The following is a 21,292-nucleotide window of genomic DNA, read 5'->3' on the forward strand; positions in this document are numbered from 1 at the left end:
GCATGGCCACTTGTGATGCTGATAATCTTTGTGACTATCAGTCCGTACTCACAAGCACCCACACGAATTGCTTGATTCGATTTGTTAAAGAGCGTTTGGTTAAGAGCTTTTCGTCTCAACCGAGGCGCGCATTCTACGCTTTCCTCATTTGCTGTCAAGCGTTTATTTTGAAGTTTTTGCGAGAAACTCGTTTAGCTTCAAACACTTGACTCGCTGCGATCTCTCGTAGCGGGAGGCGAATCATACAGCGTTTAGAAGCGCTGTCAACCACCATCTCAACCGCTGTCGATCATTCGATCGTAGCCCTTACAACTTCGCCTTGACTATCTAACTCATTGAATCTCAAGGAGTTTGTCGTTCCGGCGTCGCTGGAAGTGGGGCGCATTATAAGGGGATTCGAGAGGGCGTCAACCTTTAATTTCAAGAAACCTTCATATCGCTTAAAAGTAAAGCGGGGAGGCCTGCCGGCCTCCCCGCTTCTGCTTCATCCCTTACAAACTAGGGAACGCAAACTGCGACGCCTCATGGCTGGCCCGCTGTGGCCAGCGCTGGGTAATTGCCTTGCGACGGGTATAGAAACGCACCCCATCCGGGCCATAAGCATGCAGATCACCGAACAGCGAGCGCTTCCAGCCACCAAAGCTGTGGTAGGCCACCGGCACCGGCAGCGGTACGTTCACACCGACCATGCCCACTTCGATCTCGTCGCAGAACAGGCGCGCCGCTTCACCGTCACGGGTGAAGATACAGGTGCCGTTGCCATACTCGTGATCGTTGATCAGTTGCATGGCCTGCTCCAGGCTGTTCACCCGCACTACGCACAGTACCGGGCCGAAGATCTCTTCCTTATAGATGCGCATCTCCGGGGTCACCTTGTCGAACAGGGTGCCACCAACGAAGTAGCCATCCTCGTTACCGGCCACACGGAAGCCACGGCCATCCACCACCAGCTTGGCACCAGCAGCAACACCGTCATCGATGTAGCCCACGACCTTGTCACGGGCAGCAGCCGTCACCAGCGGGCCCATGTCCAGGCCGCACGAGGTGCCGGCACCAATCTTAAGTGCCTTGATCTGCGGCTCCAGTTTGGCAATCAGGGCGTCGGCCACCTGATCGCCCACGCACACCGCCACCGAAATGGCCATGCAACGCTCGCCACACGAACCGTAGGCCGCGCCCATCAGCGCGCTGACGGCATTGTCCAGGTCGGCATCCGGCATCAGTACCGCATGGTTCTTCGCACCACCCAGGGCCTGCACACGCTTGCCGCGCTTGGTGCCTTCAGCGTAGATGTACTCGGCGATCGGCGTCGAACCGACGAAGCTCAAGGCCTTCACTTCCGGCGCTTCGATCAGCGCATCCACCGCTTCCTTGTCACCGTGCACCACATTGAGGATGCCCTTCGGCAGGCCTGCTTCCAGCAGCAGCTGGGCAATGAACAGGGTCGAACTCGGGTCGCGCTCGGACGGTTTGAGGATGAAGGCGTTACCGCAGGCGATTGCCAGTGGATACATCCACAGCGGTACCATGGCCGGGAAGTTGAACGGGGTAATACCGGCAACCACGCCCAGCGGCTGGAAGTCGGACCAGGCATCGATGTTCGGGCCGACGTTACGGCTGTACTCGCCTTTCAGCACTTCTGGCGCGGCGCAGGCGAACTCGACGTTCTCGATGCCACGCTTCAGTTCGCCGGCGGCATCTTCCAGGGTTTTGCCGTGCTCTTCGCTGATCATCTGCGCGATACGCGCTTCGTTCTGTTCCAGCAGTTGCTTGAAGCGGAACATCACCTGGGCGCGCTTGGCCGGAGGGGTGTTGCGCCAGGCCGGGAAGGCCGCCTTGGCCGAGTCGATCGCTTCCTGCACGGTCGCGCGGCTGGCCAGCTCGACCTTGCGCACGGCCTGACCGGTGGACGGGTTGAAGACATCGGCGGTGCGCTCACCCTTGGTAACCAGTTCGCCGTGGATCAGGTGCTGAACAATGCTCATGCAAAACTCCAGATAAAGAAGGTAGAGGCAGGCGCGCGATGTGGTCACGCGCCTGGCATCAGAATCGGAACGATCAGTCGATCAGGTTCAGGGTTTCGCCCACTGCGTCGAACAGGCGGTCCAGTTCCTGCGGCGTGGTGTTGAAGGTTGGGCCGAACTGCAGGGTGTCGCCACCGAAGCGTACATAGAAGCCTGCCTTCCACAGTTTCATCGCCGCTTCGTACGGACGCACGATGGCATCACCGTCGCGGGCAGCGATCTGTATCGCGCCGGCCAGGCCGTAGTTGCGGATATCGACGATGTTCTTGGTGCCCTTCACGCCATGCAGCAGTTTTTCGAAGTGCGGCGCCAGCTCGGCGGCGGCCTGCACCAGGTTTTCCTTCTGCAGCAGGTCCAGCGCGGCGATACCGGCGGCACAAGCTACCGGATGGGCCGAGTAGGTATACCCGTGTGGGAATTCCACGGCGTACTCCGGGGTCGGCTGGTTCATGAAGGTCTGGTAGATCTCGCTGCTGGCGATCACCGCGCCCATCGGGATGGCGCCGTTGGTCACCTGCTTGGCGATGCACATCAGGTCCGGGGTCACGCCGAAAGCTTCGGAGCCAGTCATCGCGCCCATGCGGCCAAAGCCGGTGATCACTTCGTCGAAGATCAGCAGGATGTTGTGCTGGGTGCAGATTTCACGCAGGCGCTTCAGGTAACCCTTCGGCGGCGGCAGCACACCAGCCGAACCCGCCAGCGGCTCGACGATCACGGCAGCGATGTTGGAGGCGTCGTGCAGCTCGATCAGCTTGAGCATCTCGTCAGCCAGGGCAATACCGCCCTCTTCCGGCATGCCTTTGGAGAAGGCGTTCACCGGCAGCACGGTGTGAGGCAGGTGGTCGACATCCAGCAGTTGGCCGAACAGCTTGCGGTTACCGTTGACGCCACCCAGGCTGGTGCCGGCGATGTTCACACCGTGGTAGCCACGGGCGCGGCCGATGATCTTGGTCTTGGTAGCCTGGCCCTTCAGGCGCCAGTAGGCACGCACCATCTTCAGCGCGGTGTCGGCGCACTCGGAACCGGAGTTGGTATAGAACACATGGTTCAGGTCGCCCGGGGTCAGCTCGGTGATCTTCTCGGCCAGCTGGAACGACAGCGGGTGGCCGAACTGGAAGGCCGGGGAGTAGTCCAGGGTGCCGATCTGGCGAGCCACCGCTTCGGTGATTTCCTTGCGGGTGTGCCCAGCGCCACAGGTCCACAAGCCGGACAGGGCATCGAAAATCTTGCGCCCTTGGTCGTCGAACAGGTAGCTGCCTTCGGCCGCCACGATCAGACGGGGGTCGCGCTGGAAGTTGCGGTTGGCGGTGTAGGGCATCCAGTGGGCATCCAGCTTGAGCTGGCTGGCGATCCCGGCGGTAGCGGTTTCGGGCATGTTCATCGGCGGTTCCTCGGAAGACGATTAGGCAACGATGGATGTTGTTGCAGCTAAATTGGCACGGCGATAAAGTCTGAAAAAGCCAACATTTCTAATCTTCAGACAGGCCCTGACTAAACTAATGAGCCGACGCCCCGATCCACTCGCCCAAGTCAGCGATTTCGACATCCGCCTGCTGAAGATCTACCGCAGTGTCGTCGAGTGCGGCGGCTTCTCGGCCGCCGAAAACGTGCTGGGCATTGGCCGTTCGGCCATCAGCCAGCAGATGAACGACCTCGAGCAACGCCTCGGCCTGCGCCTGTGCCAACGCGGCCGCGCCGGGTTCTCACTGACAGAAGAAGGCCGTGAGGTCTACCACTCGGCACTGCAACTGCTCAGCGCCCTGGAAAGCTTCCGCACCGAGGTCAACGGCCTGCATCAGCATTTGCGTGGTGAGCTGAACATTGGCCTGACCGACAACCTGGTGACCTTGCCGCACATGCGCATTACCCATGCCCTGGCCGAGCTCAAGGACCGCGGCCCCGATGTGCGTATCCAGATCCGCATGATCGCACCCAGCCAGGTCGAGCATGGCGTGCTCGATGGCAGCCTGCATGTCGGCGTGGTGCCGCAGACCAGCCCGCTGTCAGGCCTCGAGTACCAGCCTTTGTACAGCGAGCGCTCGCTACTGTACTGCGCTGTCGGCCACCCGCTGTTCTATGCCGATGACCAGCAGATCGATGACGACCGCCTCAACAGCCAGGAAGCCATCACCCCCACCTTCCGCCTGCCGGCCGAAATCCAGGCGCATTACCAGGCGCTGAACTGCACGGCCAGTGCTTCGGACCGTGAAGGCATGGCGTTTCTCATTCTTACCGGGCGCTACATCGGCTACCTGCCAGACCACTACGCCACGTTCTGGGTGCAGCAAGGCCGCTTGCGTGCCCTCAAGCCCCGGCAACGCTTCTATGACCTGAGCCTCAGCTGGGTTACGCGCAAGGGCCGGCGGCCGAACCTGGTGCTGGAAAGCTTCCTCGAAAGCCTGGCTGCGACACGCTGATGCCAGTCTGTGCCGCAAACGCTTGTCACTTCGGCACAGGCAGGTAATCTTGTCCGACAGCCGCAGCCACTGACCCGTACGGAATCGTCCATGACCCTAGAAGTCCCTGCGCATCGCCTCTCCGCCTCGGGCAAGCCCGCGGGCCGCATCCGCCAGAAGAACGAGCAGGCCATTATCCAGGCCGCCGAAGACGAGTTTGCCCGCCATGGTTTCAAGGGCACCAGCATGAACACCATCGCCCTCAAGGCGGGGTTGCCCAAGGCCAACCTGCATTATTACTTCACCAACAAGCTGGGCCTGTATATTGCCGTGCTCAGCAACATCATCGAGCTATGGGACAGCACCTTCAACGCGTTGAGCGTCGACGACGACCCGGGCGAAGCCCTGAGCCAGTACATTCGCACCAAGATGGAGTTCTCCCGGCGCAACCCCCAAGCTTCGCGGATTTTCGCCATGGAAGTGATCAGCGGCGGCACCTGCCTGACCGAGTACTTCAGTGCCGACTACCGCGAATGGTTCCGCGGCCGTGCCGCAGTGTTCCAGGCCTGGATCGACGCCGGCAAGATGGACCCGGTCGACCCGGTGCACCTGATTTTCCTGCTGTGGGGCAGCACCCAGCACTACGCCGACTTCGCCACCCAGATCTGCCAGGTCACCGGCCGTAGCCGCCTGACCAAGCAGGACATGGAAGACGCAAGCAACAATCTTATCCACATCATTCTGAAGGGCTGCGGCATCAAGCCGGTTGCCTGATCGTCATTTATGCCTTCTACCCTGCTCGACCTCTGCGAATACCGCGAGGAAATCCGCAAAAGCCGCTTCATCACCCTCGCGGGGCCGATCAGCAGTGCCGCCGAAGCGATGAGTTTCATCGAACGCCATAGCGACCTGGCCGCCACCCACAATTGCTGGGCCTGGAAGCTCGGCGCCCAGTACCGCAGCAGCGATGACGGCGAACCCGGCGGTACCGCGGGGCGGCCGATTCTCGCGGCCATCGAAGCGCAGGACTGCGACCAGGTAGTGGTGCTGGTGATCCGCTGGTATGGCGGCATCCAGCTGGGTACCGGAGGCCTGGCCAGGGCCTATGGCGGCGGCGCCAACAAGTGTCTGCAACAGGCACCCAAGCGGCTGCTGGTGCAGCGCAGCGAATTCACCTGCAGTTGCAGTTTCAGCGAACTGTCGCTAGTGAAGTTGCGCCTGGCGGAGGTTGACGGCCTGGTCCTGGATGAGCAGTTCACCGCCAATGGCGTGGACCTGCTGGTTGCGCTTGGTGACGCCCACCTGGCCCCACTGCAGCAGCAGCTGGCCGACTTGAGCCGCGGGCGCATTCTGCTCGAAGCACGCTGAACATTGCCCACAACAACTGTGGGCCGGCCTGTGGATAAGCTTGGGGCATTCGCTTGCAGCCTTCTGCTTTCAAGGCCCGCAGAGCTTTGATCATATTTTGATCACTGTTTGATGACAGCGGCAAACTGCTGAAAGCTCAGAAGTTATCCCCAGCACGAGGCCAGAAGCGCCAGCCTGCTGCCTCTCGGTTTGCACACAATAACTGTGGAACAGCCTGTGGATAACCCGTGCGCCAACAGGCAAAGTGCCCGGCCCCACAAGGGCGCGGCGCGACTGGTTGTTTTTTAGCCAATCCATTTACCCACAGGAGAACACGATCCTCTGTGGGAGATCAACCAGCCCTTTGGGCTGCGCTGTCGCGCAGAGAACTGATTTGGCAGGCGCTGCGCGTACCCTGTGGGAGCGGGCGCGCCCGCGAAGAATCCAACGCGGTGCATGGCACCGGCTGCGCCGGTGTTCGCGGGCATGCCCGCTCCCACAGGTATTGCGGCGCCTGTGGATGAAGGGCTGCAAATCAGCGCCAGTGCATTATCCTCAATAGCCTTATTTGCCAACCGATCACGGAGCGCATCCAAATGGCTAACGCAAAAACCGCACTTATCATCGGCGCCTCGCGCGGGCTGGGCCTGGGCCTGGTGCAACGCCTGCACGAAGACGGCTGGAACATCACTGCCACCGTACGCAACCCGCAGCAGCCCGGCGCGCTGGCAGATGTGCCCGGTGTGCGCATCGAACAGCTGGAAATGAACGATACGGCCCAACTCGATGGCCTGAAGCAACGCCTGCAAGATCAGGTATTCGACCTGGTATTCGTCAACGCCGGCGTCATGGGCCCCCTGCCGCAAGACCTGGAGACGGTGCAGAACAAAGACATCGGCGACCTGTTCATGACCAACGCCGTGGCCCCGATCCGCGTGGCCCGTCGCCTGGTCGGCCAAGTGCGCGAAGGCGGCGGTGTGCTGGCCTTCATGAGCTCGATCCTGGGCAGCGTGACCATCCCCGATGGCGGCGAAATCTGCCTGTACAAGGCCAGCAAGGCAGCCCTGAACTCTATGATCAACAGCTTCGTCGTCGAGCAACAACGCCCCGATCTGTGTGTGCTGGCCATGCACCCGGGCTGGGTGAAAACCGACATGGGCGGCGAAAATGCCGAGATCGATGTGCTGACCAGCACCCGCGGCATGCTCGAACAGATCAAGGCGCAAAGCGGCAACGGCGGCCTGCGCTTCATCAACTACAAGGGCGAACCCTTGGCCTGGTGATTCACCGGGTCGCAGCGGCCGGGCGCATTGCCCGGCCAGGCTCTGTAGAATGGCGGCAACCGTACCTGATCGAGATGACCCACTATGTATGACTGGTTGAACGCCCTGCCCAAGGCCGAACTGCACCTGCACCTGGAAGGCTCGCTGGAGCCCGAGCTGCTGTTCGCCCTGGCTGAGCGCAACAAGATCGCCCTGCCCTGGGACGATGTGGAGACCTTGCGCGGTGCCTATGCCTTCAACAACCTGCAGGAGTTCCTCGACCTGTATTACCAGGGCGCCGACGTGCTGCGCACCGAGCAGGACTTCTACGACCTGACCTGGGCCTACCTGCAACGCTGCAAGGCGCAGAACGTGATCCACACCGAACCGTTCTTCGACCCACAGACCCACACCGACCGCGGCATCCCCTTCGAACTGGTGCTCAACGGCATCAACCAGGCGCTCAAGGACGGTCGCGAGCGACTGGGCATCAGCAGCGGCCTGATCCTCAGCTTCCTGCGCCACCTCAGCGAAGATGAAGCACAGAAAACCCTCGACCAGGCCCTGCCGTTCCGCGATGCCTTCATCGCCGTTGGCCTGGACAGCTCGGAAATGGGCCACCCACCGAGCAAGTTCCAGCGCGTGTTCGACCGCGCCCGCAACGAAGGCCTGGTTGCCGTAGCCCATGCTGGCGAGGAAGGCCCGCCCGAGTACATCTGGGAAGCGCTGGACCTGCTGCAGGTCAAGCGTATCGACCACGGTGTGCGCGCCATCGAGGACGAGCGCCTGATGCAGCGCATCATCGACGAGCAGATCCCGCTCACGGTGTGCCCGCTGTCGAACACCAAGCTTTGCGTATTCGACCACATGAGCCAGCACAACATCCTCGACATGCTGGAGCGCGGCGTGAAGGTCACGGTCAATTCGGACGACCCGGCCTACTTTGGCGGCTACGTCACCGAAAATTTCCACGCCCTGTTCACCCACCTGGGCATGACCGAAGATCAGGCCCGTCGCCTGGCCCGGAACAGTCTGGATGCCCGGCTGATCTGATCGGCATTGCGGCGTTGCGGTCAACCGACCTGCAACGTCGGCACGCGGGCAATGCGATTGATCTGCTGGATACCCAGCGCAGAGATATGCAATGCCCGCGAGTCCTCGGCCTCGCGCATCCAGCCCGATTGCAGGAACAACCGGAACAACGCCTGCCCCAGCACGCCGCCCAGGTGCGGCCCCTCATCGTTCCACTCGGTGCAGCGGCAGATCACGCAACCACGTTGCTGATGCGGTGCCAAGGCATCGATGTAGACCCCGACCAAAGCCAACTGCGTCCGCCCCTCCTCGCTCACCATCAGCTGTCGACCACTACCCTCCACCCAGCCGGCCACCACCAGACGGTGATACAGCTCACCGGCCAGTTCCCCGCCCAGGTGATCGCCACAGCGACGCGCCCTGCGTATCGACATGGGCAGCGATGATACCGGGGCTTTGGCCCACGCCCCCTTGGCGCTCTCCAGCTGGACACTGGCCAGGGCCTCCACCGCCGCCCCGACTTGCGGGGTGGCCAGGCGGAAGTAGCGCTTGCGGCCCCGCGCTTCGTGCCGCAGCAAACCGGCCGACGACAACAGCGAAAGGTGCGCACAGGCCGATGACGAGGTCAGCCCGGTCATTACCGCGAGCTCGTTGGCCAGCCGCGGCGTGCCATCGATCAATGCCCACAACATGGCACTGCGCTTGGGGTCGGCCATCAGGCTGGCAATCTGGCTGATACTGCTGGCTGCGTTCATGTCCCTGTACTCCCTGCAAGTTCACTGTGTGGATGCGATGGCCAACCCTGGCAGGGAAGCGCCTCTCGCTGGCACTGGCCTGGTTCGCCAGTATAAGCCGCAAAAAACGCCATTCAGGCAGCCCAGCGCCGTGGTAGCGCAGGCAAAAAACCACAGGGTATGCCTACCCATGGCAAGCAGTGAAACAGCGTGTGAAACCTGCCCGGGCCGCACGGGCAAGCAGCCCGCCTCCCCAGACAGGAGCACGGTAACGGCAGGCGGGAAAAACACCGAATGCAACTTCGGACGCGGCCGACAACCAATTTCCACAAGTAGCGCAAGCCAAAGCGAAGGTTCCACGTGCTTGCGGGCATTGCGCCCCAAGCAGGCAAAAGCGTGTAGAAAATGTTCCCGACGACCGTCAGTCAGGACAGCGAGGCAGGCCATGGCAGGCAGAAGGGGTAGCGCTACACTTCATCCGCTCTCCCCCTTTGGAGGTATGCCGCGATGAAAATTGTCGTCAGCGCGTCGAGCCGAAACCCCGCCTGCCCGTGGCAGGTCCAGCTCGATCAACACGTGGTCAGTTTCCGCAGCGAGGCCGAGGCGCGGGCCTTCGTCGCCACGCTGGAAACCCGCCTGCAGGCACCTCACTCGCTTATGCGGGAGCCTTGGCCGGCAAACGTCGGGTCAGCAGCGCGACACTGACCACCAGTGCCCCGCACAAGCTGATCACCAGCGCCATCGGCACCGCACTGCCATCATGCAGCAGCCCGACCAGCGCCGCGGCGCCGGCGGCGACGCTGAACTGCAGGCAGCCCATCAGCGCCGAAGCACTCCCGGCCCGCGCGCCCTGCCCGCTCATGGCACAGGCAGAGGCGTTGGGGATGATGCAACCGAGGCTGGCGATGCAGACGAACAGCGGTACCAGCAATGGCCACAGCTGTGTTGGTCGCAATGCCGCCACGCCCAGCAACGTCAGGCCCGCAGCCAGGTACAGCCACACCGCCCGCGCCAGCAGGAACGCCGGCCCACGCTTGGCCAGCAAGCGAGCATTCACCTGCGCCACCAGGATAAAGCCGGCAGCATTGGTGCCGAACAACCAGCCGTAATGCTCGGCCGGCACGCCGTATAGCTTGATGAATACGAAAGGTGAACCGGCGATGTAGGCAAACATGCCGGCAATGGCGATACCACCGGTCAAGGCATGGCCGATGAACACCCGGTCAGCGAGCAGGCGCAAGTACTGACGCAAAGCGCCAGACAGCGGTTGCCGCGGTATGTGCCCGGGCAGGCTTTCCGGCAGGCCCAGGCTGACCGCCAGCAGGCAACCGGCACTGAACAGGCTCAGGGCGAGGAAGATCGATTGCCAGCCGGCCAGGTTCACCAACACCCCGCCCAGCATCGGTGCCAGAATTGGCGCCAGCCCCATGACCAGCATCAGTTGCGAGAACACCTTGGCCGAGGCCACCGGGTCGCACTTGTCACTGACAATCGCCCGCGACAGCACCATCCCGGCGCAACCGCCCAGCGCCTGGACGAAACGCGCCAGCACCAGAGTGTCGAGGTTGGGGGCATAGGCACAGGCCAGTGACGCCAGGGTGAACAGGGTTACCCCGAACATCAGCGGTTTGCGTCGGCCGAAGCGGTCAGCCACCGGCCCGTAGGCCAGTTGCCCGATGGACAGGCCAAGGAAGTAGGCGGCCAAGGTGGCCTGGACGTGTTTTTCATCGGTGGCGAACGCCTGCGCCATGGCCGGGAAGGCGGGCAGGTAGAAGTCGATCGCCAGGGGCCCGAACGCACTGAGTGCGCCCAGGATGAGCACCATTCGCAGGTTCATCAGGAATCCATAGCAGGCTAAGCAAGTGCTCGATTCTACCTGCTGCAGGCCCCTTCAGTACGAAAACATTTGCAACAAACTGGGCCTTTGCAAGGGCAACTGCCTTGCTCACAACCCAAGGGCTGACGCCGCCCCTGTGGGAGCGGGCGTGCCCGCGAAGCAGGCGCCGCGGTGAATGGCACCGGCTGCGCCGGTGTTCGCGGGCGCGCCCGCTCCCACAGGTAAGTATTCAGGCAACGTCGGCCTGATAGCCTTCATCGCGAATGGCAGTAAGGATCCGCTCCTGCGCCAACTCGCTCTGCACCCGTACCTGCCTGGCCGCCAGGTCGACCTCCACCTTGGCCGCGGCGTCCTGCTCCTGCACCGCCCGGGTCACGGCTTTCACGCAATGGCCGCAGGTCATGCCTTGTACATTGAACACTTGCATGGGGTTATCTCCTTCAGGTTTTCCACGAGTTTCAAGCTTGCCATCAGGGCAAGGTCAAGCCCTGCCTGTAACGCCTGGGGTGGAAATAAGCGCGCGCGTCGGCCAAGCTGCGCCTTTGATGATCAGGCAAGCAGGAGATTTTTCATGTTCAGGGCAGCATTGGCCATCGTCGGGCTATTGAGCACGCTGGCTGCAGTGCCACCGGCCAGCGCCGAGGGCAACTCGGACTACAGCGTGCTGATCATTTCCCGGGAGCGTTTGGAAGTGGCCACCAGTTGCGAAATCGGTATCTACCTCAACGACCAGCTCTCCGGGCGTGTGTTCCAGGAGCAGTCCACTTCATTCAACCTGCCGCCCGGCCCGGTAGACGTGCGCCTGCGCTTGCTCCCCGGGCAAATGCCCGGCTGCGCCGCAGGTGTCGAGGACCAACGCAGCACACGACTGAACCTGCAGGCGGGCCAGATCAACAAATACCGCATCGCCATGGGGCAGTATGGGCTGGAATTGAAGCGAGCCGGCCTGGGCTATTGACCTTACCTGCGTGGCAAGGTTGATGCTGGAGGCCTGTCCAAGGAGGAGAGCCATGCCCGCATCCACCATATACGACCTTCCGATCTCCGGCATGACCTGTGCCAGCTGTGCCGGCCGGGTCGAGCGCGCCCTGCGCAAGGTCACCGGCGCTGAACAGGTCAGCGTCAACCTCGCCACCGAACAGGCCCGGGTCCAGGCCCCGGCCAACAGCCTGCCCGCCCTGGTCGACGCGGTACGCGAAGCCGGCTACGGCGTGCCCACCCGCACCGTCGAACTGCAGATTGGCGGCATGACCTGCGCCAGTTGCGTCGGCCGCGTAGAGCGCGCCCTCGGCAAGCTGCCGGGGGTTGAGCAGGTCAGCGTCAACCTGGCCAGCGAACGCGCGCACCTCGAAGTGCTCGTGGCCCTTGACGACAACCTGCTGATCGACGCCGTGCAAAAGGCCGGCTACAGCGCCAGCCTGCCGCAAACCGCCAAAGACGACCAGAACGCTGCCCAGCACCGCCTGCGTAACGAACGTCTGGCGGTTGGCGCAGCGTTGCTGCTCGCCCTGCCGCTGGTGGTGCCAATGGTAGTGCAGCCGTTCGGCCTGCACTGGATGTTGCCAGCGTGGGTGCAGTTTCTGCTGGCCACGCCGGTGCAGTTCATTCTCGGCGCGCGTTTCTACGTGGCCGCCTGGAAGGCCGTGCGCGCCGGTACCGGCAACATGGACCTGCTGGTGGCCCTGGGCACCAGCGCCGGTTACGGCCTGAGCCTGTACCAGTGGGCGCAAGCCCCCGCCGGCATGGCCCCGCACCTGTACTTCGAAGCCTCGGCCGTGGTGATTGCCCTGGTGCTGCTGGGCAAGTACCTGGAAAGCCGTGCCAAGCGCCAGACTGCCAGCGCCATCCGAGCCCTCGAGGCCCTGCGTCCGGAACGTGCCGTGCGCCTGGTCGATGGCCGGGAAGAAGACGTGGCCATCGCCCAACTGCGCCTCGGCGACCTGGTACTGGTCAAACCCGGCGAGCGCTTCCCGGTCGATGGCGTGGTGGAAGACGGCAGCAGCCATGCCGACGAAGCCCTGATCAGCGGCGAGAGCCTGCCGGTGCCCAAGCAGCCCGGGGACAGCGTCACCGGTGGCGCCATCAACGGCGAAGGCCGGCTGCTGGTACGTACCCAGGCACTGGGTACCGAAACCGTGCTGGCACGCATCATCCGCCTGGTGGAAGACGCCCAGGCGGCCAAGGCACCGATCCAGAAGCTGGTCGACCGGGTCAGCCAGGTATTCGTCCCGGCCGTGCTGGTGCTGGCGTTGATCACCCTGGTCGGCTGGTGGCTGGCCGGCGCACCGCTGGAAACCGCGCTGATCAATGCCGTCGCCGTGCTGGTCATCGCCTGCCCCTGCGCCCTCGGCCTGGCCACCCCCGCAGCGATCATGGCCGGCACCGGGGTCGCCGCTCGCCATGGCATCCTGATCAAGGACGCCGAAGCCCTGGAGCGCGCCCATGCGGTCAACCGCGTGGTGTTCGACAAGACCGGCACCCTCACCTCCGGCAGCCCACGCGTTGTCCACAGCCAGGCGCAGGTGGGCAGCAGCGCCGACTTGCACCGCCTGGCCGGCGCCCTGCAGCGCGGCAGCGAACACCCGTTGGCCAAGGCGGTACTGGATGCCTGTGCCGAACAGGGCCTGGACGTGCCCGGCGTTGCCGACAGCCAGTCGCTGACCGGGCGTGGTATTGCCGGGCGGGTGGAAGGCCGCGAGTTGGCCCTGGGCAACCGCCGCCTGCTCGACGAAAGCGCCCTGCCACCCGGCGACCTGGCCGCCAAGGCCCAGGCCTGGGAAGCCGAGGGGCGTACCCTGTCATGGCTGATCGAGCGCGGCGCACAGCCGCGGGTGCTGGGCCTGTTCGCCTTTGGTGACAGCCTCAAGCCCGGCGCCGCGCAGGCGATCGACACCCTGCACGCGCAACACATCAGCAGCCACCTGCTGACCGGCGACAACCGCGGTAGCGCCAAAGTGGTGGCCGACGCCCTGGGCATCGACGATGTGCATGCCGAAGTACTACCGGCCGACAAGGCCGCGACCGTGGCCGCACTGAAGCAGGATGGCGTGGTCGCCATGGTCGGTGATGGCATCAACGATGCGCCGGCGCTGGCCGCCGCCGATATCGGCATCGCCATGGGTGGCGGTACCGATGTGGCCATGCAGGCCGCCGGCATCACCCTGATGCGCGGCGACCCACGCCTGGTACCGGCCGCTCTGGAGATCAGCCGCAAGACCTATGCAAAGATCCGCCAGAACCTGTTCTGGGCGTTCATCTATAACCTGATCGGCATCCCGCTGGCCGCGCTGGGTTATCTCAACCCGGTACTGGCCGGTGCCGCCATGGCCCTGTCCAGCGTCAGCGTGGTGAGCAACGCGCTGTGGCTCAAGGCCTGGAAACCCACCAGCAGCACCCAGGAGGCCCCATGAACATCGGCCAGGCCGCCCGCCGCAGCGGGCTCAGCACCAAGATGATCCGTTACTACGAGTCCATCGGCCTGCTCAAGCCCGCCACGCGCAGCGACAGCGGCTACCGCCTGTACCAGACGGAAGACTTGCACAGCCTGGCGTTCATCAAGCGCTCCCGCGACCTGGGCTTTTCCCTTGAGGAGGTCGGCAAGCTGCTGACCTTGTGGCAGGACCGCCAGCGCGCCAGCGCCGATGTGAAGGCGCTGGCCATGCAGCACATCGATGAACTGAACCGCCGCATCGAAGAGCTGGTGAGCCTGCGCGATACCCTCGGTGAACTGGTCTCGCACTGCCAGGGGGACGAGCGCCCGGACTGCCCGATCCTCAAGGACCTGGCCAACGGCGCTGCGGGCGGCTGCTGTCACTGAGCCACACCGCAAGCCCTTTGGTATGCCATATACGTCCAGATACGACCGAATAGTCACCAACTGCGACTTAATCCAATAAATACGGGCGTTTTCCTACATTAAACCCGGACGCTGCCGATGCAATTGTTACCTGCCTCGTGTATCGAAAACAAAAATCCGGGAGCGTCGATGAGCATCAAACAGAAACTGACCTGGGCATTCGCGGTCATCGCCGGCTTGCCCATCGTCCTCGTGGCCACCCTGGTGGTCCTCAACCTGCGTGGCGAAGCCCGCGACGGATTCCTCGACGGCAGCAGCCGGGAAATCCGCCAGGTCAGCAACGCGATGAACATCTTCTTCCAGGGCATCAACCAGAACGTCGAGTACATGGCTGCGCAGCCGATGGTCGCCGCCACAGGCAACGAGCTGAACAAGTACATGAGCGCTACCCCGTCCTACGAACTGGGCGACCAGGCCAGCAAGCTGCTGGAGTTCATGACCCGGCTGGCCACCACGCATCCCAGCTATGCGTACCTGTCCTACGGGGTGAATGACGGTGGTTACGTTGGCTGGCCGGCCGGGCAGAAGTTCGTCAATTACGACCCGCGCACCCGCCCCTGGTACCAATTGGCAATGGCCAACCCTGGCAAGACCTTGCGTACCGGCGCCTATTACTGGGCTGCCGACGACGCCGTGCTGGTCAGTACCGTGCGCACCGTGGCCAACCAACTGGGCAACCCCGGCGGTGTGGTCAACGTCGACGTCTCGCTCAAAGGCCTTACCGAGATCGTCCAGCAGATCAAGCTGGGCGAAAGCGGCTACGTGCTGCTGGTGGAGAACAACGGCAACGTGCTGGTCGACCCCCGTGATGCCAAGCACAACTTCAAGCAACTGGCGAGCTTTGGCGAGGGATACGCGGAGCTGGCCAGGCACGGCAAGGGGCTGGCCGAAGTGGAGCTGAATGGCGTGCGCTACATGGCCAACATCTACCCGGACGAACAGCTGGGCTGGACCTTGATCGGCCTTATCGAACATAGCGAAGTGATGCAGACCACCACCCGCCTGACCTGGCTGATCGGTATCGTGGCAGTGGTGCTGGCTGCGCTGTTCGCCGTGGTCGGTGCCACCTTCGCCAAGCTGATCGTGCGCCCGATCAACAGCGTAACCAGCGGCCTGGAAGATATCGCCCAGGGCGAGGGCGACCTGACCCGCAACCTGGAAATCCGTGGCCGCGACGAAACCGCGCAACTGGCCAGCTGGTTCAACCAGTTCCTCGGTGCCATTCGCAGCCTGATCCAGCACATCGGTGCTGCTGCCAGCCAGATCCTCAGCACCTCCAGCAGCTCGACCCGGGTTTCCAGCAACATGGCCGAAGCCGCGGGCCGCCAGCGCGAAGCCGTGGACATGGTCTCCACCGCCTTCCACGAAATGGTCGCCACCGCCAACGAAGTGGCACGCTCCTGCAGCCAGGCGGCGCAGTCGGCCGACAGCGGCCAGCAACAGGCACGCGAAGGCCAGCAGCAGATCGATGCCGCGGTCCATAGCGTTGACCGCCTGAGCCAGGAGATCGAGCAGTCGGCGCAATCGATCCAGCAACTGGAGCGTGACAGCAACGCCATTCAGTCGATCCTCGGCACCATCCGCTCGATTGCCGAACAGACCAACCTGCTGGCGCTCAACGCTGCCATCGAAGCGGCCCGTGCCGGTGAGCAGGGCCGTGGCTTCGCCGTGGTTGCCGACGAAGTGCGGGCGCTGGCCAAGCGTACTGCCGATTCCACCGCCGAGATCGACGGCCTGCTTGGCAACCTGGCCAGCCGCACCGCAGAAGTGGCCGCACAGATGCACGCCAGCCTGGAGGTTTCGCAGCAATCGGTGAGCCGTATCGGCCTGGCCCGTGACAGCTTCGGGCAGATTCGCGAGTCGGTGGATGTGATCCGCGACATGAACACCCAGATCGCCACGGCGGCCGAAGAGCAGCACCAGGTGGCCGAGGACATCAACCGTCATATCAGCCAGATTCATGGCGATGCGCAGTTAGTGGCGGAACTGGCCCAGGCGGCCCGGGTGGATTCGGAGAGCCTGGCCGGGTTGTCCAATGAGCTGGATGCACTGGTGCGCAGGTTCCGTACCTGATGTTGCCTGCGCCGGCCTCTTCGCGGGCACGCCCGCTCCCACAGGTATCGCACAGCTTGCAAAGCTGCGGTGATCCTTTGGGAGCGAGCGCGCCCGCGAAGAGGCCGGCACAGGCGACCAATCACTAAAGCCTCAATTCCCCCGGCGTCGCACCGAACAATTGCTTGAACGCCGCAATGTAAGCCGAGGTGGAGTCATACCCACACCCCAACGCCGCCTCGGTCACACTTTCCCCTGCCTCCAGCAACGCCAGCGATGACAACAGCCGCATACGCTGTCGCCAGTTGCGAAAACTCAAACCTGTCTCTCGCTGGAACAGCCGCATCAGCGTCTTTTCCGAACACCCCAGCTCCCGCGCCCACTGCTGCAGGGTCTGCGGCTGGTCCGGCGCCGCGATCAAGCCATTGCACAGCGCCAGCAACCCCGGGTGCCGCGGCAGTGGCAGCGAAAAGCCGACCTCGGGCAGCGTGCGCAACTGGTCGAGCAGTACCGCCACCAGCCGCGCCTCGGCGCTGTCACCCTCCGGGTAATCCGCCGGGAACAGGCAGAACTGCTTGATCAGTTCGCGCGCAAGCGGGGTCACCTCCAGTACCCGGCATTGCTCCGGTGCCCACGGGCAGGCATCCCGGCGCACGTAGAGGCTGCGCATTTCGGCCTGCATCGAGGTGACCACCTCGTGTTCGGCATCGGCTGGTATCCACACGCCCCACTGCGGTGGGGCGAAGTAGCTGCCTTCATGGGTGTACACCCCGAGGACGCCGCTGATGGCGTAGGAGAACTGCACCCAATCGTGCTGGTGGCGGGTGGTCCAGGAGCCGGCGCCGAGACTTTCGGCACGGGCATAGAGCGGCCTGGGCAGGTGGTCCAACGCCGGGATGGCGCGAGGGTGTCCGATGGTCGGCATGGCGGTTTCTTGTAGTTCTGAGCAGACAAGCCTAACAGCTGGGCGGGTATGGCTGTGACATCTGTGCTGCCTTCTTCGCGGGCTTGCCCGCTCCCACAGGTTAATCACTGCATCTGAAGGCTGTGCTGTACCTGTGGGAGCGGGCAAGCCCGCGAAGAAGGCAATGCAATTTTCCAGGTGCTCACCGCTCTACGATAACGGTCACCCCCTGCCCACCCGCCGCACAGATCGAAATCAGCCCCCGTCCCTTCCCCGCCTTCGCCAGCAACTTGGCCAGGTTGGCCAATATCCGCCCGCCGGTCGCGGCAAACGGGTGCCCGGCCGCCAGCGAACTGCCCTTGACGTTGAGTTTGCTGCGGTCGATCGCCCCAAGCGGCGCATCCAGCCCCAACCGCTCACGGCAATAATCACCATCTTCCCAGGCCTTGAGCGTACACAGCACCTGGGCGGCAAAGGCTTCGTGAATCTCGTAGTAATCAAAGTCCTGCAGCGTCAGGCCATTGCGCGCCAGCAGCCGCGGCACCGCATACACCGGCGCCATCAAAAGCCCTTCGCGACCGGTAACGAAATCCACTGCAGCGGTTTCGCCATCAACCAGATAGGCCAGCACCGATAGCCCCTGCTGCTCGGCCCATTCCTCGCTGCCCAGCAACACCAGCGAAGCGCCATCGGTCAGCGGTGTGGAGTTGCCCGCCGTCAACGTGCCCTGCCCGCTGCGATCAAAGGCCGGCTTGAGCCTGGCCAGTTGCTCCAGGGTCAGGTCGGGGCGCAGGTTGTTATCACGGGTCAACGACAGAAACGGTGTCAGCAGGTCATCCTGCCAACCTTCGGCGTACGCGGCAGCCAGCGCCTGGTGGCTGAGCAACGCCAGTTCGTCCTGTTCGGCACGGCCAATGCGCCAGGCCTGGGCCATGCGCTCGCAATGCTCACCCATCGACAACCCGGTGCGCGGTTCGCCGTTGCGTGGCAATTCGGGTTTCAGGTGGTGAGGGCGCAGCTTGAGGAATGGCTTGAGCCGCTCGCCCAGGTTTTTGCCACGGTTGGCTTGCAGCAAAATGTGGCGCAGGCCTTCATTGACCGCAATCGGCGCATCGGAGGTGGTGTCCACGCCGCCGGCAATACCGCAGTCGATCTGCCCCAGGGCAATCTTGTTGGCCACCAGCAACGCCGCCTCCAGCCCGGTGCCGCAGGCTTGCTGGATGTCATAGGCCGGCGTTTGCGGCGACAGGCGCGAGCCCAACACGCACTCCCGGGTCAGGTTCATGTCACGCGGGTGCTTGAGCACCGTACCGGCCACCACTTCGCCCATGCGCAACCCATGCAAGCGGTAGCGTTCGATCAGCCCTTCGAGGGCAACGGTAAGCATCGCCTGGTTGCTGGCCGTGGCGTAGGCGCCATTGGAGCGGGCGAAGGGAATTCGGTTGCCGCCCAGGATCGCGACCCGGCGAAGTAAACGCATGCGCTTGTTCCTCCTGAAACAATTTGATCCGTACAGCCTAGGTGTTTTTACCGCATTCGAACGACCTTGCCACAAAGTTGGTCCACACTTTCAAGCTTGCCTTCCGGGAGACCACTCATGAGCGATCGCTACCTCGGCTTTGCCAACTCCAACCTCGGCCGCCGTCTTGTGGATGCCCTTGGCCTGCCACGCCCGGCGCCACTGGAGCGCTGGCAGACAGGCCGCCTGCGCCCGGTCGAGGGTGCCCTGGTGCTGGGTGGCGGGCCTCTGGCGAGCCAGGTCGAAGCCATTGCCCCGTGCCTGACCGACATCCTTTACAGCTTCAATACCGACAACCTCAAGGCCGAGGCGTGGGTGGCAGGCCTGGGCCCCAGGATCAAGGCCGTGGTATTCGATGCCAGTCACCTGTCCGACAGCGACGCGTTGAAGCAGTTGCGCGAATTTTTCCAGCCACTGCTGCGCAGCCTGGCGCCGTGCGCCCATGTTGTGCTGCTGGGCCGCGCGCCAGAAAGCCTCGACGACCCGTTGGCCAGCATTGCCCAACGTGCCCTGGAAGGCTTCAGCCGCTCGCTGGCCAAGGAACTGCGCAACGGTGCGACCGCGCAGTTGCTGTATGTCGGCGCCGGCGCGGAAAACCAGCTGGAAGGCGCCCTGCGCTTCTTCCTCTCGCCCAAGAGCGCCTTTATCTCCGGCCAGGTGCTGCGCCTGCAAGCCTGCGCCAGTCAGGTCGAGGACTGGACCCGGCCGCTGGCTGGCCGCCGCGCCCTGGTAACCGGGGCCGCACGCGGCATCGGTGCCGCCATTGCCGAAACCTTGGCGCGGGACGGTGCCGACGTACTGCTGCTGGACGTGCCGCAAGCCAGCCAGGACCTCGACGCCCTGGCCGCACGCCTGGGCGGCAAGGCGCTAGCCCTGGACATCTGCGCCAGCAACGCGGCAACGCAACTGCTCGCAGCCCTGCCCGACGGCATCGATATCGTGGTGCACAACGCAGGCATCACCCGCGACAAGACCCTGGCCAACATGACCCCGGAATACTGGGACGCAGTGCTGGCGGTCAACCTCAAGGCACCGCAGGTGCTGACCCAGGCGCTGTACGACAACGGCGCCCTGGGGGAAAACGCGCGCGTCACGCTGCTGGCCTCGGTCAGCGGCATCGCCGGCAACCGCGGGCAGGCCAACTATGCCGCGAGCAAGGCCGGGCTGATCGGCCTGGCCCAGGCGTGGGCGCCGCGGCTCGCCGAGCGCGGCGGCAGCATTAATGCTGTGGCCCCCGGTTTCATCGAGACCCACATGACCGCAGCCATGCCCATGGGCCTGCGCGAGGCCGGGCGACGCTTGAGTTCGCTGGGCCAGGGCGGCCGCCCGCAGGATGTCGCCGAGGCCATCGCCTGGCTCAGCCAGCCGGGCTCCGCTGCAGTCAACGGCCAGGTGCTGCGGGTATGCGGCCAGGCCTTGATGGGGGCCTGAACATGAGCCGACACTGGCACGACCTGCACAGCCCGGCTTCGCGCGCCAGCCTGTACCTGCGCGCGGCCAGCAAGCGCACCATCAGCGGCGACCAACTGCCGGACGACGGCCTGCGCTGTTTCATCCGCGTCCAGCAGGGCAACCTGGCTGCCTATCGACGGCTGTGCCATTTCACCGACGATGGCCGCCTGCCGGGTACTTATCCCCATGTCATGGCGTTCACGTTGCAGTTGCAGTTGATGACTGCCGCAGACTTCCCCTTCCCGCTGCTCGGCCTGGTGCACCTGCACAACCGCATCGAAGTGGTGCGCCCACTGGGCGGTATCGAAGGGCTGCGCTTTGCGGTGTATGCGGCCAATCTGCAAGCGCATGCCAAGGGTGGCACCTTCGACCTGGTTACCGAGGCCGAAGACGGCATCGGCCTGCTGTGGCGCGAAACCAGCCGTATGCTGGTACGCGGGCTGAAGCTGGAAAGCGAGGCCGGTGAGCCTGCCGAGGACGCACCGCAAGCGCTGCCCGAGGCAACCCGCTGGTACGCAGACAGCGACATCGGCCGGCGGTATGCCAAGGTTTGCGGGGATTACAACCCGATCCATCTCAGCGCCGCCAGTGCGCGGCTGTTCGGCTTCCCCACGGCCATTGCCCATGGCATGTGGAGCAAGGCCATGGCCCTGGCGCAACTGCGTGGACACCTGCCGCACAGTGGCTATGCCTTCGAGGTGGACTTCCGCAAACCGGTGCGGTTGCCGTCAGAGGTGGTGCTGGGTGCCAGTGAGGCGGGGGCTGCGGGGGAGCTGCGGCTGGACGGGCATGGCGGGGTGTTGCATATGATCGGGCGCTGGGCCCCCCTGTAGGAGCGGCCTTGTGCCGCGATGGGCCGCATGGCGGCCCCGGCGAT

General features: G+C 63.9%; 19 protein-coding genes and 1 pseudogene. 13 read left to right on the plus strand and 7 right to left on the minus strand.

What is annotated here, in order from left to right; translation table 11 throughout:
- Nucleotides 1-491: 491 nt before the first annotated feature.
- Nucleotides 492-1,985, minus strand: coding sequence for a CoA-acylating methylmalonate-semialdehyde dehydrogenase (locus CAF70_RS16755; RefSeq protein ID WP_085626064.1), 1,494 nt, complete (start codon nucleotides 1,983-1,985; stop codon nucleotides 492-494).
- A gap of 73 nt (nucleotides 1,986-2,058) precedes the next feature.
- On the minus strand, nucleotides 2,059-3,405 hold the full coding sequence (locus tag CAF70_RS16760; RefSeq protein ID WP_085626065.1) for an aspartate aminotransferase family protein: 1,347 nt from the start codon (nucleotides 3,403-3,405) through the stop codon (nucleotides 2,059-2,061).
- Between the two features lie 118 nt (nucleotides 3,406-3,523).
- Here CAF70_RS16760 and CAF70_RS16765 point away from each other — a divergent pair, with 118 nt between their 5' ends.
- From CAF70_RS16765 to CAF70_RS16790, 5 genes are all read left to right on the plus strand, one after another.
- Complete coding sequence (locus tag CAF70_RS16765; protein WP_025337589.1) at nucleotides 3,524-4,441, plus strand: LysR family transcriptional regulator; 918 nt, start codon at nucleotides 3,524-3,526, stop codon at nucleotides 4,439-4,441.
- 90 nt (nucleotides 4,442-4,531) lie between these two features.
- Complete coding sequence (locus CAF70_RS16770; protein ID WP_085626066.1) at nucleotides 4,532-5,194, plus strand: TetR/AcrR family transcriptional regulator; 663 nt, start codon at nucleotides 4,532-4,534, stop codon at nucleotides 5,192-5,194.
- A 9-nt stretch (nucleotides 5,195-5,203) separates the two neighbouring features.
- On the plus strand, nucleotides 5,204-5,788 hold the full coding sequence (locus tag CAF70_RS16775; protein ID WP_085626067.1) for a YigZ family protein: 585 nt from the start codon (nucleotides 5,204-5,206) through the stop codon (nucleotides 5,786-5,788).
- A gap of 575 nt (nucleotides 5,789-6,363) precedes the next feature.
- Nucleotides 6,364-7,050, plus strand: a complete 687-nt coding sequence (locus CAF70_RS16785; protein WP_085626068.1) for an SDR family oxidoreductase — start codon at nucleotides 6,364-6,366, stop codon at nucleotides 7,048-7,050.
- Nucleotides 7,051-7,134: 84 nt separating this feature from the next.
- A complete protein-coding gene (locus CAF70_RS16790) occupies nucleotides 7,135-8,082 on the plus strand; it encodes an adenosine deaminase (protein WP_085626069.1) in 948 nt (315 codons plus the stop codon).
- A gap of 20 nt (nucleotides 8,083-8,102) precedes the next feature.
- On the opposite strand, the gene CAF70_RS16795 is transcribed toward CAF70_RS16790, so the two are convergent.
- Nucleotides 8,103-8,816, minus strand: coding sequence for a helix-turn-helix transcriptional regulator (locus tag CAF70_RS16795; RefSeq protein ID WP_085626070.1), 714 nt, complete (start codon nucleotides 8,814-8,816; stop codon nucleotides 8,103-8,105).
- Nucleotides 8,817-9,302: 486 nt separating this feature from the next.
- Between CAF70_RS16795 and CAF70_RS27945 the strand changes: the two genes are divergently transcribed.
- Nucleotides 9,303-9,500 carry a hypothetical protein gene (locus CAF70_RS27945; RefSeq protein WP_085626071.1) on the plus strand — a complete coding sequence of 66 codons (198 nt, stop codon included), beginning with the start codon at nucleotides 9,303-9,305 and terminating at the stop codon, nucleotides 9,498-9,500.
- Here the strand turns inward: CAF70_RS27945 and CAF70_RS16805 are convergent.
- Nucleotides 9,451-10,632: a multidrug effflux MFS transporter gene (locus CAF70_RS16805; protein WP_085626072.1), complete on the minus strand. Its 1,182-nt coding sequence runs from the start codon at nucleotides 10,630-10,632 to the stop codon at nucleotides 9,451-9,453. The two genes, CAF70_RS27945 and CAF70_RS16805, sit on opposite strands and share 50 nt — an antisense overlap.
- 229 nt (nucleotides 10,633-10,861) lie before the next feature.
- Entirely contained in the window at nucleotides 10,862-11,059 is a 198-nt protein-coding gene (locus CAF70_RS16810) for a heavy-metal-associated domain-containing protein (RefSeq protein WP_085626073.1), read from the minus strand.
- Nucleotides 11,060-11,203: 144 nt separating this feature from the next.
- Between CAF70_RS16810 and CAF70_RS16815 the strand changes: the two genes are divergently transcribed.
- From CAF70_RS16815 to CAF70_RS28190, 5 genes and pseudogenes are all read left to right on the plus strand, one after another.
- Complete coding sequence (locus CAF70_RS16815) at nucleotides 11,204-11,590, plus strand: hypothetical protein (RefSeq protein WP_085626074.1); 387 nt, start codon at nucleotides 11,204-11,206, stop codon at nucleotides 11,588-11,590.
- A gap of 52 nt (nucleotides 11,591-11,642) precedes the next feature.
- The gene (locus CAF70_RS16820; RefSeq protein ID WP_085626075.1) at nucleotides 11,643-14,042 is read left to right on the plus strand and encodes a heavy metal translocating P-type ATPase; all 2,400 of its coding nucleotides are present in this window, start codon (nucleotides 11,643-11,645) and stop codon (nucleotides 14,040-14,042) included.
- Entirely contained in the window at nucleotides 14,039-14,449 is a 411-nt protein-coding gene (gene cueR, locus CAF70_RS16825; protein ID WP_085626076.1) for a Cu(I)-responsive transcriptional regulator, read from the plus strand. The genes CAF70_RS16820 and cueR overlap by 4 nt, the downstream gene beginning before the upstream one ends.
- Before the next feature lie 366 nt (nucleotides 14,450-14,815).
- Nucleotides 14,816-15,703: pseudogene (locus CAF70_RS28185) on the plus strand (sensor histidine kinase); the annotation flags it as partial.
- A 129-nt stretch (nucleotides 15,704-15,832) separates the two neighbouring features.
- On the plus strand, nucleotides 15,833-16,561 hold the full coding sequence (locus CAF70_RS28190; protein ID WP_370290390.1) for a methyl-accepting chemotaxis protein: 729 nt from the start codon (nucleotides 15,833-15,835) through the stop codon (nucleotides 16,559-16,561).
- A gap of 124 nt (nucleotides 16,562-16,685) precedes the next feature.
- Here CAF70_RS28190 and CAF70_RS16835 read toward each other — a convergent pair whose 3' ends face one another.
- Together CAF70_RS16835 and CAF70_RS16840 are read right to left on the minus strand one after the other, a co-directional pair.
- Complete coding sequence (locus CAF70_RS16835; RefSeq protein WP_085626078.1) at nucleotides 16,686-17,465, minus strand: helix-turn-helix transcriptional regulator; 780 nt, start codon at nucleotides 17,463-17,465, stop codon at nucleotides 16,686-16,688.
- A gap of 181 nt (nucleotides 17,466-17,646) precedes the next feature.
- Complete coding sequence (locus CAF70_RS16840; RefSeq protein ID WP_085626079.1) at nucleotides 17,647-18,924, minus strand: acetyl-CoA C-acetyltransferase; 1,278 nt, start codon at nucleotides 18,922-18,924, stop codon at nucleotides 17,647-17,649.
- Between the two features lie 117 nt (nucleotides 18,925-19,041).
- On the opposite strand from CAF70_RS16840, the gene CAF70_RS16845 reads away from it, so the two are divergent.
- Nucleotides 19,042-20,394 carry a 3-oxoacyl-ACP reductase gene (locus CAF70_RS16845; RefSeq protein WP_085626080.1) on the plus strand — a complete coding sequence of 451 codons (1,353 nt, stop codon included), beginning with the start codon at nucleotides 19,042-19,044 and terminating at the stop codon, nucleotides 20,392-20,394.
- Nucleotides 20,395-20,396: 2 nt separating this feature from the next.
- On the plus strand, nucleotides 20,397-21,248 hold the full coding sequence (locus tag CAF70_RS16850) for a MaoC/PaaZ C-terminal domain-containing protein (RefSeq protein ID WP_085626081.1): 852 nt from the start codon (nucleotides 20,397-20,399) through the stop codon (nucleotides 21,246-21,248).
- The last annotated feature ends 44 nt before the right edge of the window (nucleotides 21,249-21,292 follow it).

Origin of the sequence: Pseudomonas sp. B19(2017) (genome assembly GCF_002113165.1) — a bacterium.
Lineage (GTDB): Bacteria > Pseudomonadota > Gammaproteobacteria > Pseudomonadales > Pseudomonadaceae > Aquipseudomonas.

Excerpts from the sequence above, each read along its gene's own strand:
- CAF70_RS16850 (WP_085626081.1), top strand. The coding sequence starts at position 20,397 with ATGAGCCGACACTGGCACGACCTGCACAGCCCGGCTTCGCGCGCCAGC.
- CAF70_RS16835 (WP_085626078.1), bottom strand. The coding sequence starts at position 17,465 with ATGCCGACCATCGGACACCCTCGCGCCATCCCGGCGTTGGACCACCTG.
- cueR (WP_085626076.1), top strand. The coding sequence starts at position 14,039 with ATGAACATCGGCCAGGCCGCCCGCCGCAGCGGGCTCAGCACCAAGATG.
- CAF70_RS16770 (WP_085626066.1), top strand. The coding sequence starts at position 4,532 with ATGACCCTAGAAGTCCCTGCGCATCGCCTCTCCGCCTCGGGCAAGCCC.
- CAF70_RS28190 (WP_370290390.1), top strand. The coding sequence starts at position 15,833 with ATGGTCTCCACCGCCTTCCACGAAATGGTCGCCACCGCCAACGAAGTG.
- CAF70_RS16845 (WP_085626080.1), top strand. The coding sequence starts at position 19,042 with ATGAGCGATCGCTACCTCGGCTTTGCCAACTCCAACCTCGGCCGCCGT.
- CAF70_RS16755 (WP_085626064.1), bottom strand. The coding sequence starts at position 1,985 with ATGAGCATTGTTCAGCACCTGATCCACGGCGAACTGGTTACCAAGGGT.
- CAF70_RS16810 (WP_085626073.1), bottom strand. The coding sequence starts at position 11,059 with ATGCAAGTGTTCAATGTACAAGGCATGACCTGCGGCCATTGCGTGAAA.
- CAF70_RS16840 (WP_085626079.1), bottom strand. The coding sequence starts at position 18,924 with ATGCGTTTACTTCGCCGGGTCGCGATCCTGGGCGGCAACCGAATTCCC.
- CAF70_RS16815 (WP_085626074.1), top strand. The coding sequence starts at position 11,204 with ATGTTCAGGGCAGCATTGGCCATCGTCGGGCTATTGAGCACGCTGGCT.
- CAF70_RS16790 (WP_085626069.1), top strand. The coding sequence starts at position 7,135 with ATGTATGACTGGTTGAACGCCCTGCCCAAGGCCGAACTGCACCTGCAC.
- CAF70_RS16785 (WP_085626068.1), top strand. The coding sequence starts at position 6,364 with ATGGCTAACGCAAAAACCGCACTTATCATCGGCGCCTCGCGCGGGCTG.
- CAF70_RS16765 (WP_025337589.1), top strand. The coding sequence starts at position 3,524 with ATGAGCCGACGCCCCGATCCACTCGCCCAAGTCAGCGATTTCGACATC.
- CAF70_RS16820 (WP_085626075.1), top strand. The coding sequence starts at position 11,643 with ATGCCCGCATCCACCATATACGACCTTCCGATCTCCGGCATGACCTGT.
- CAF70_RS16795 (WP_085626070.1), bottom strand. The coding sequence starts at position 8,816 with ATGAACGCAGCCAGCAGTATCAGCCAGATTGCCAGCCTGATGGCCGAC.
- CAF70_RS27945 (WP_085626071.1), top strand. The coding sequence starts at position 9,303 with ATGAAAATTGTCGTCAGCGCGTCGAGCCGAAACCCCGCCTGCCCGTGG.
- CAF70_RS16775 (WP_085626067.1), top strand. The coding sequence starts at position 5,204 with ATGCCTTCTACCCTGCTCGACCTCTGCGAATACCGCGAGGAAATCCGC.
- CAF70_RS16805 (WP_085626072.1), bottom strand. The coding sequence starts at position 10,632 with ATGAACCTGCGAATGGTGCTCATCCTGGGCGCACTCAGTGCGTTCGGG.
- CAF70_RS16760 (WP_085626065.1), bottom strand. The coding sequence starts at position 3,405 with ATGAACATGCCCGAAACCGCTACCGCCGGGATCGCCAGCCAGCTCAAG.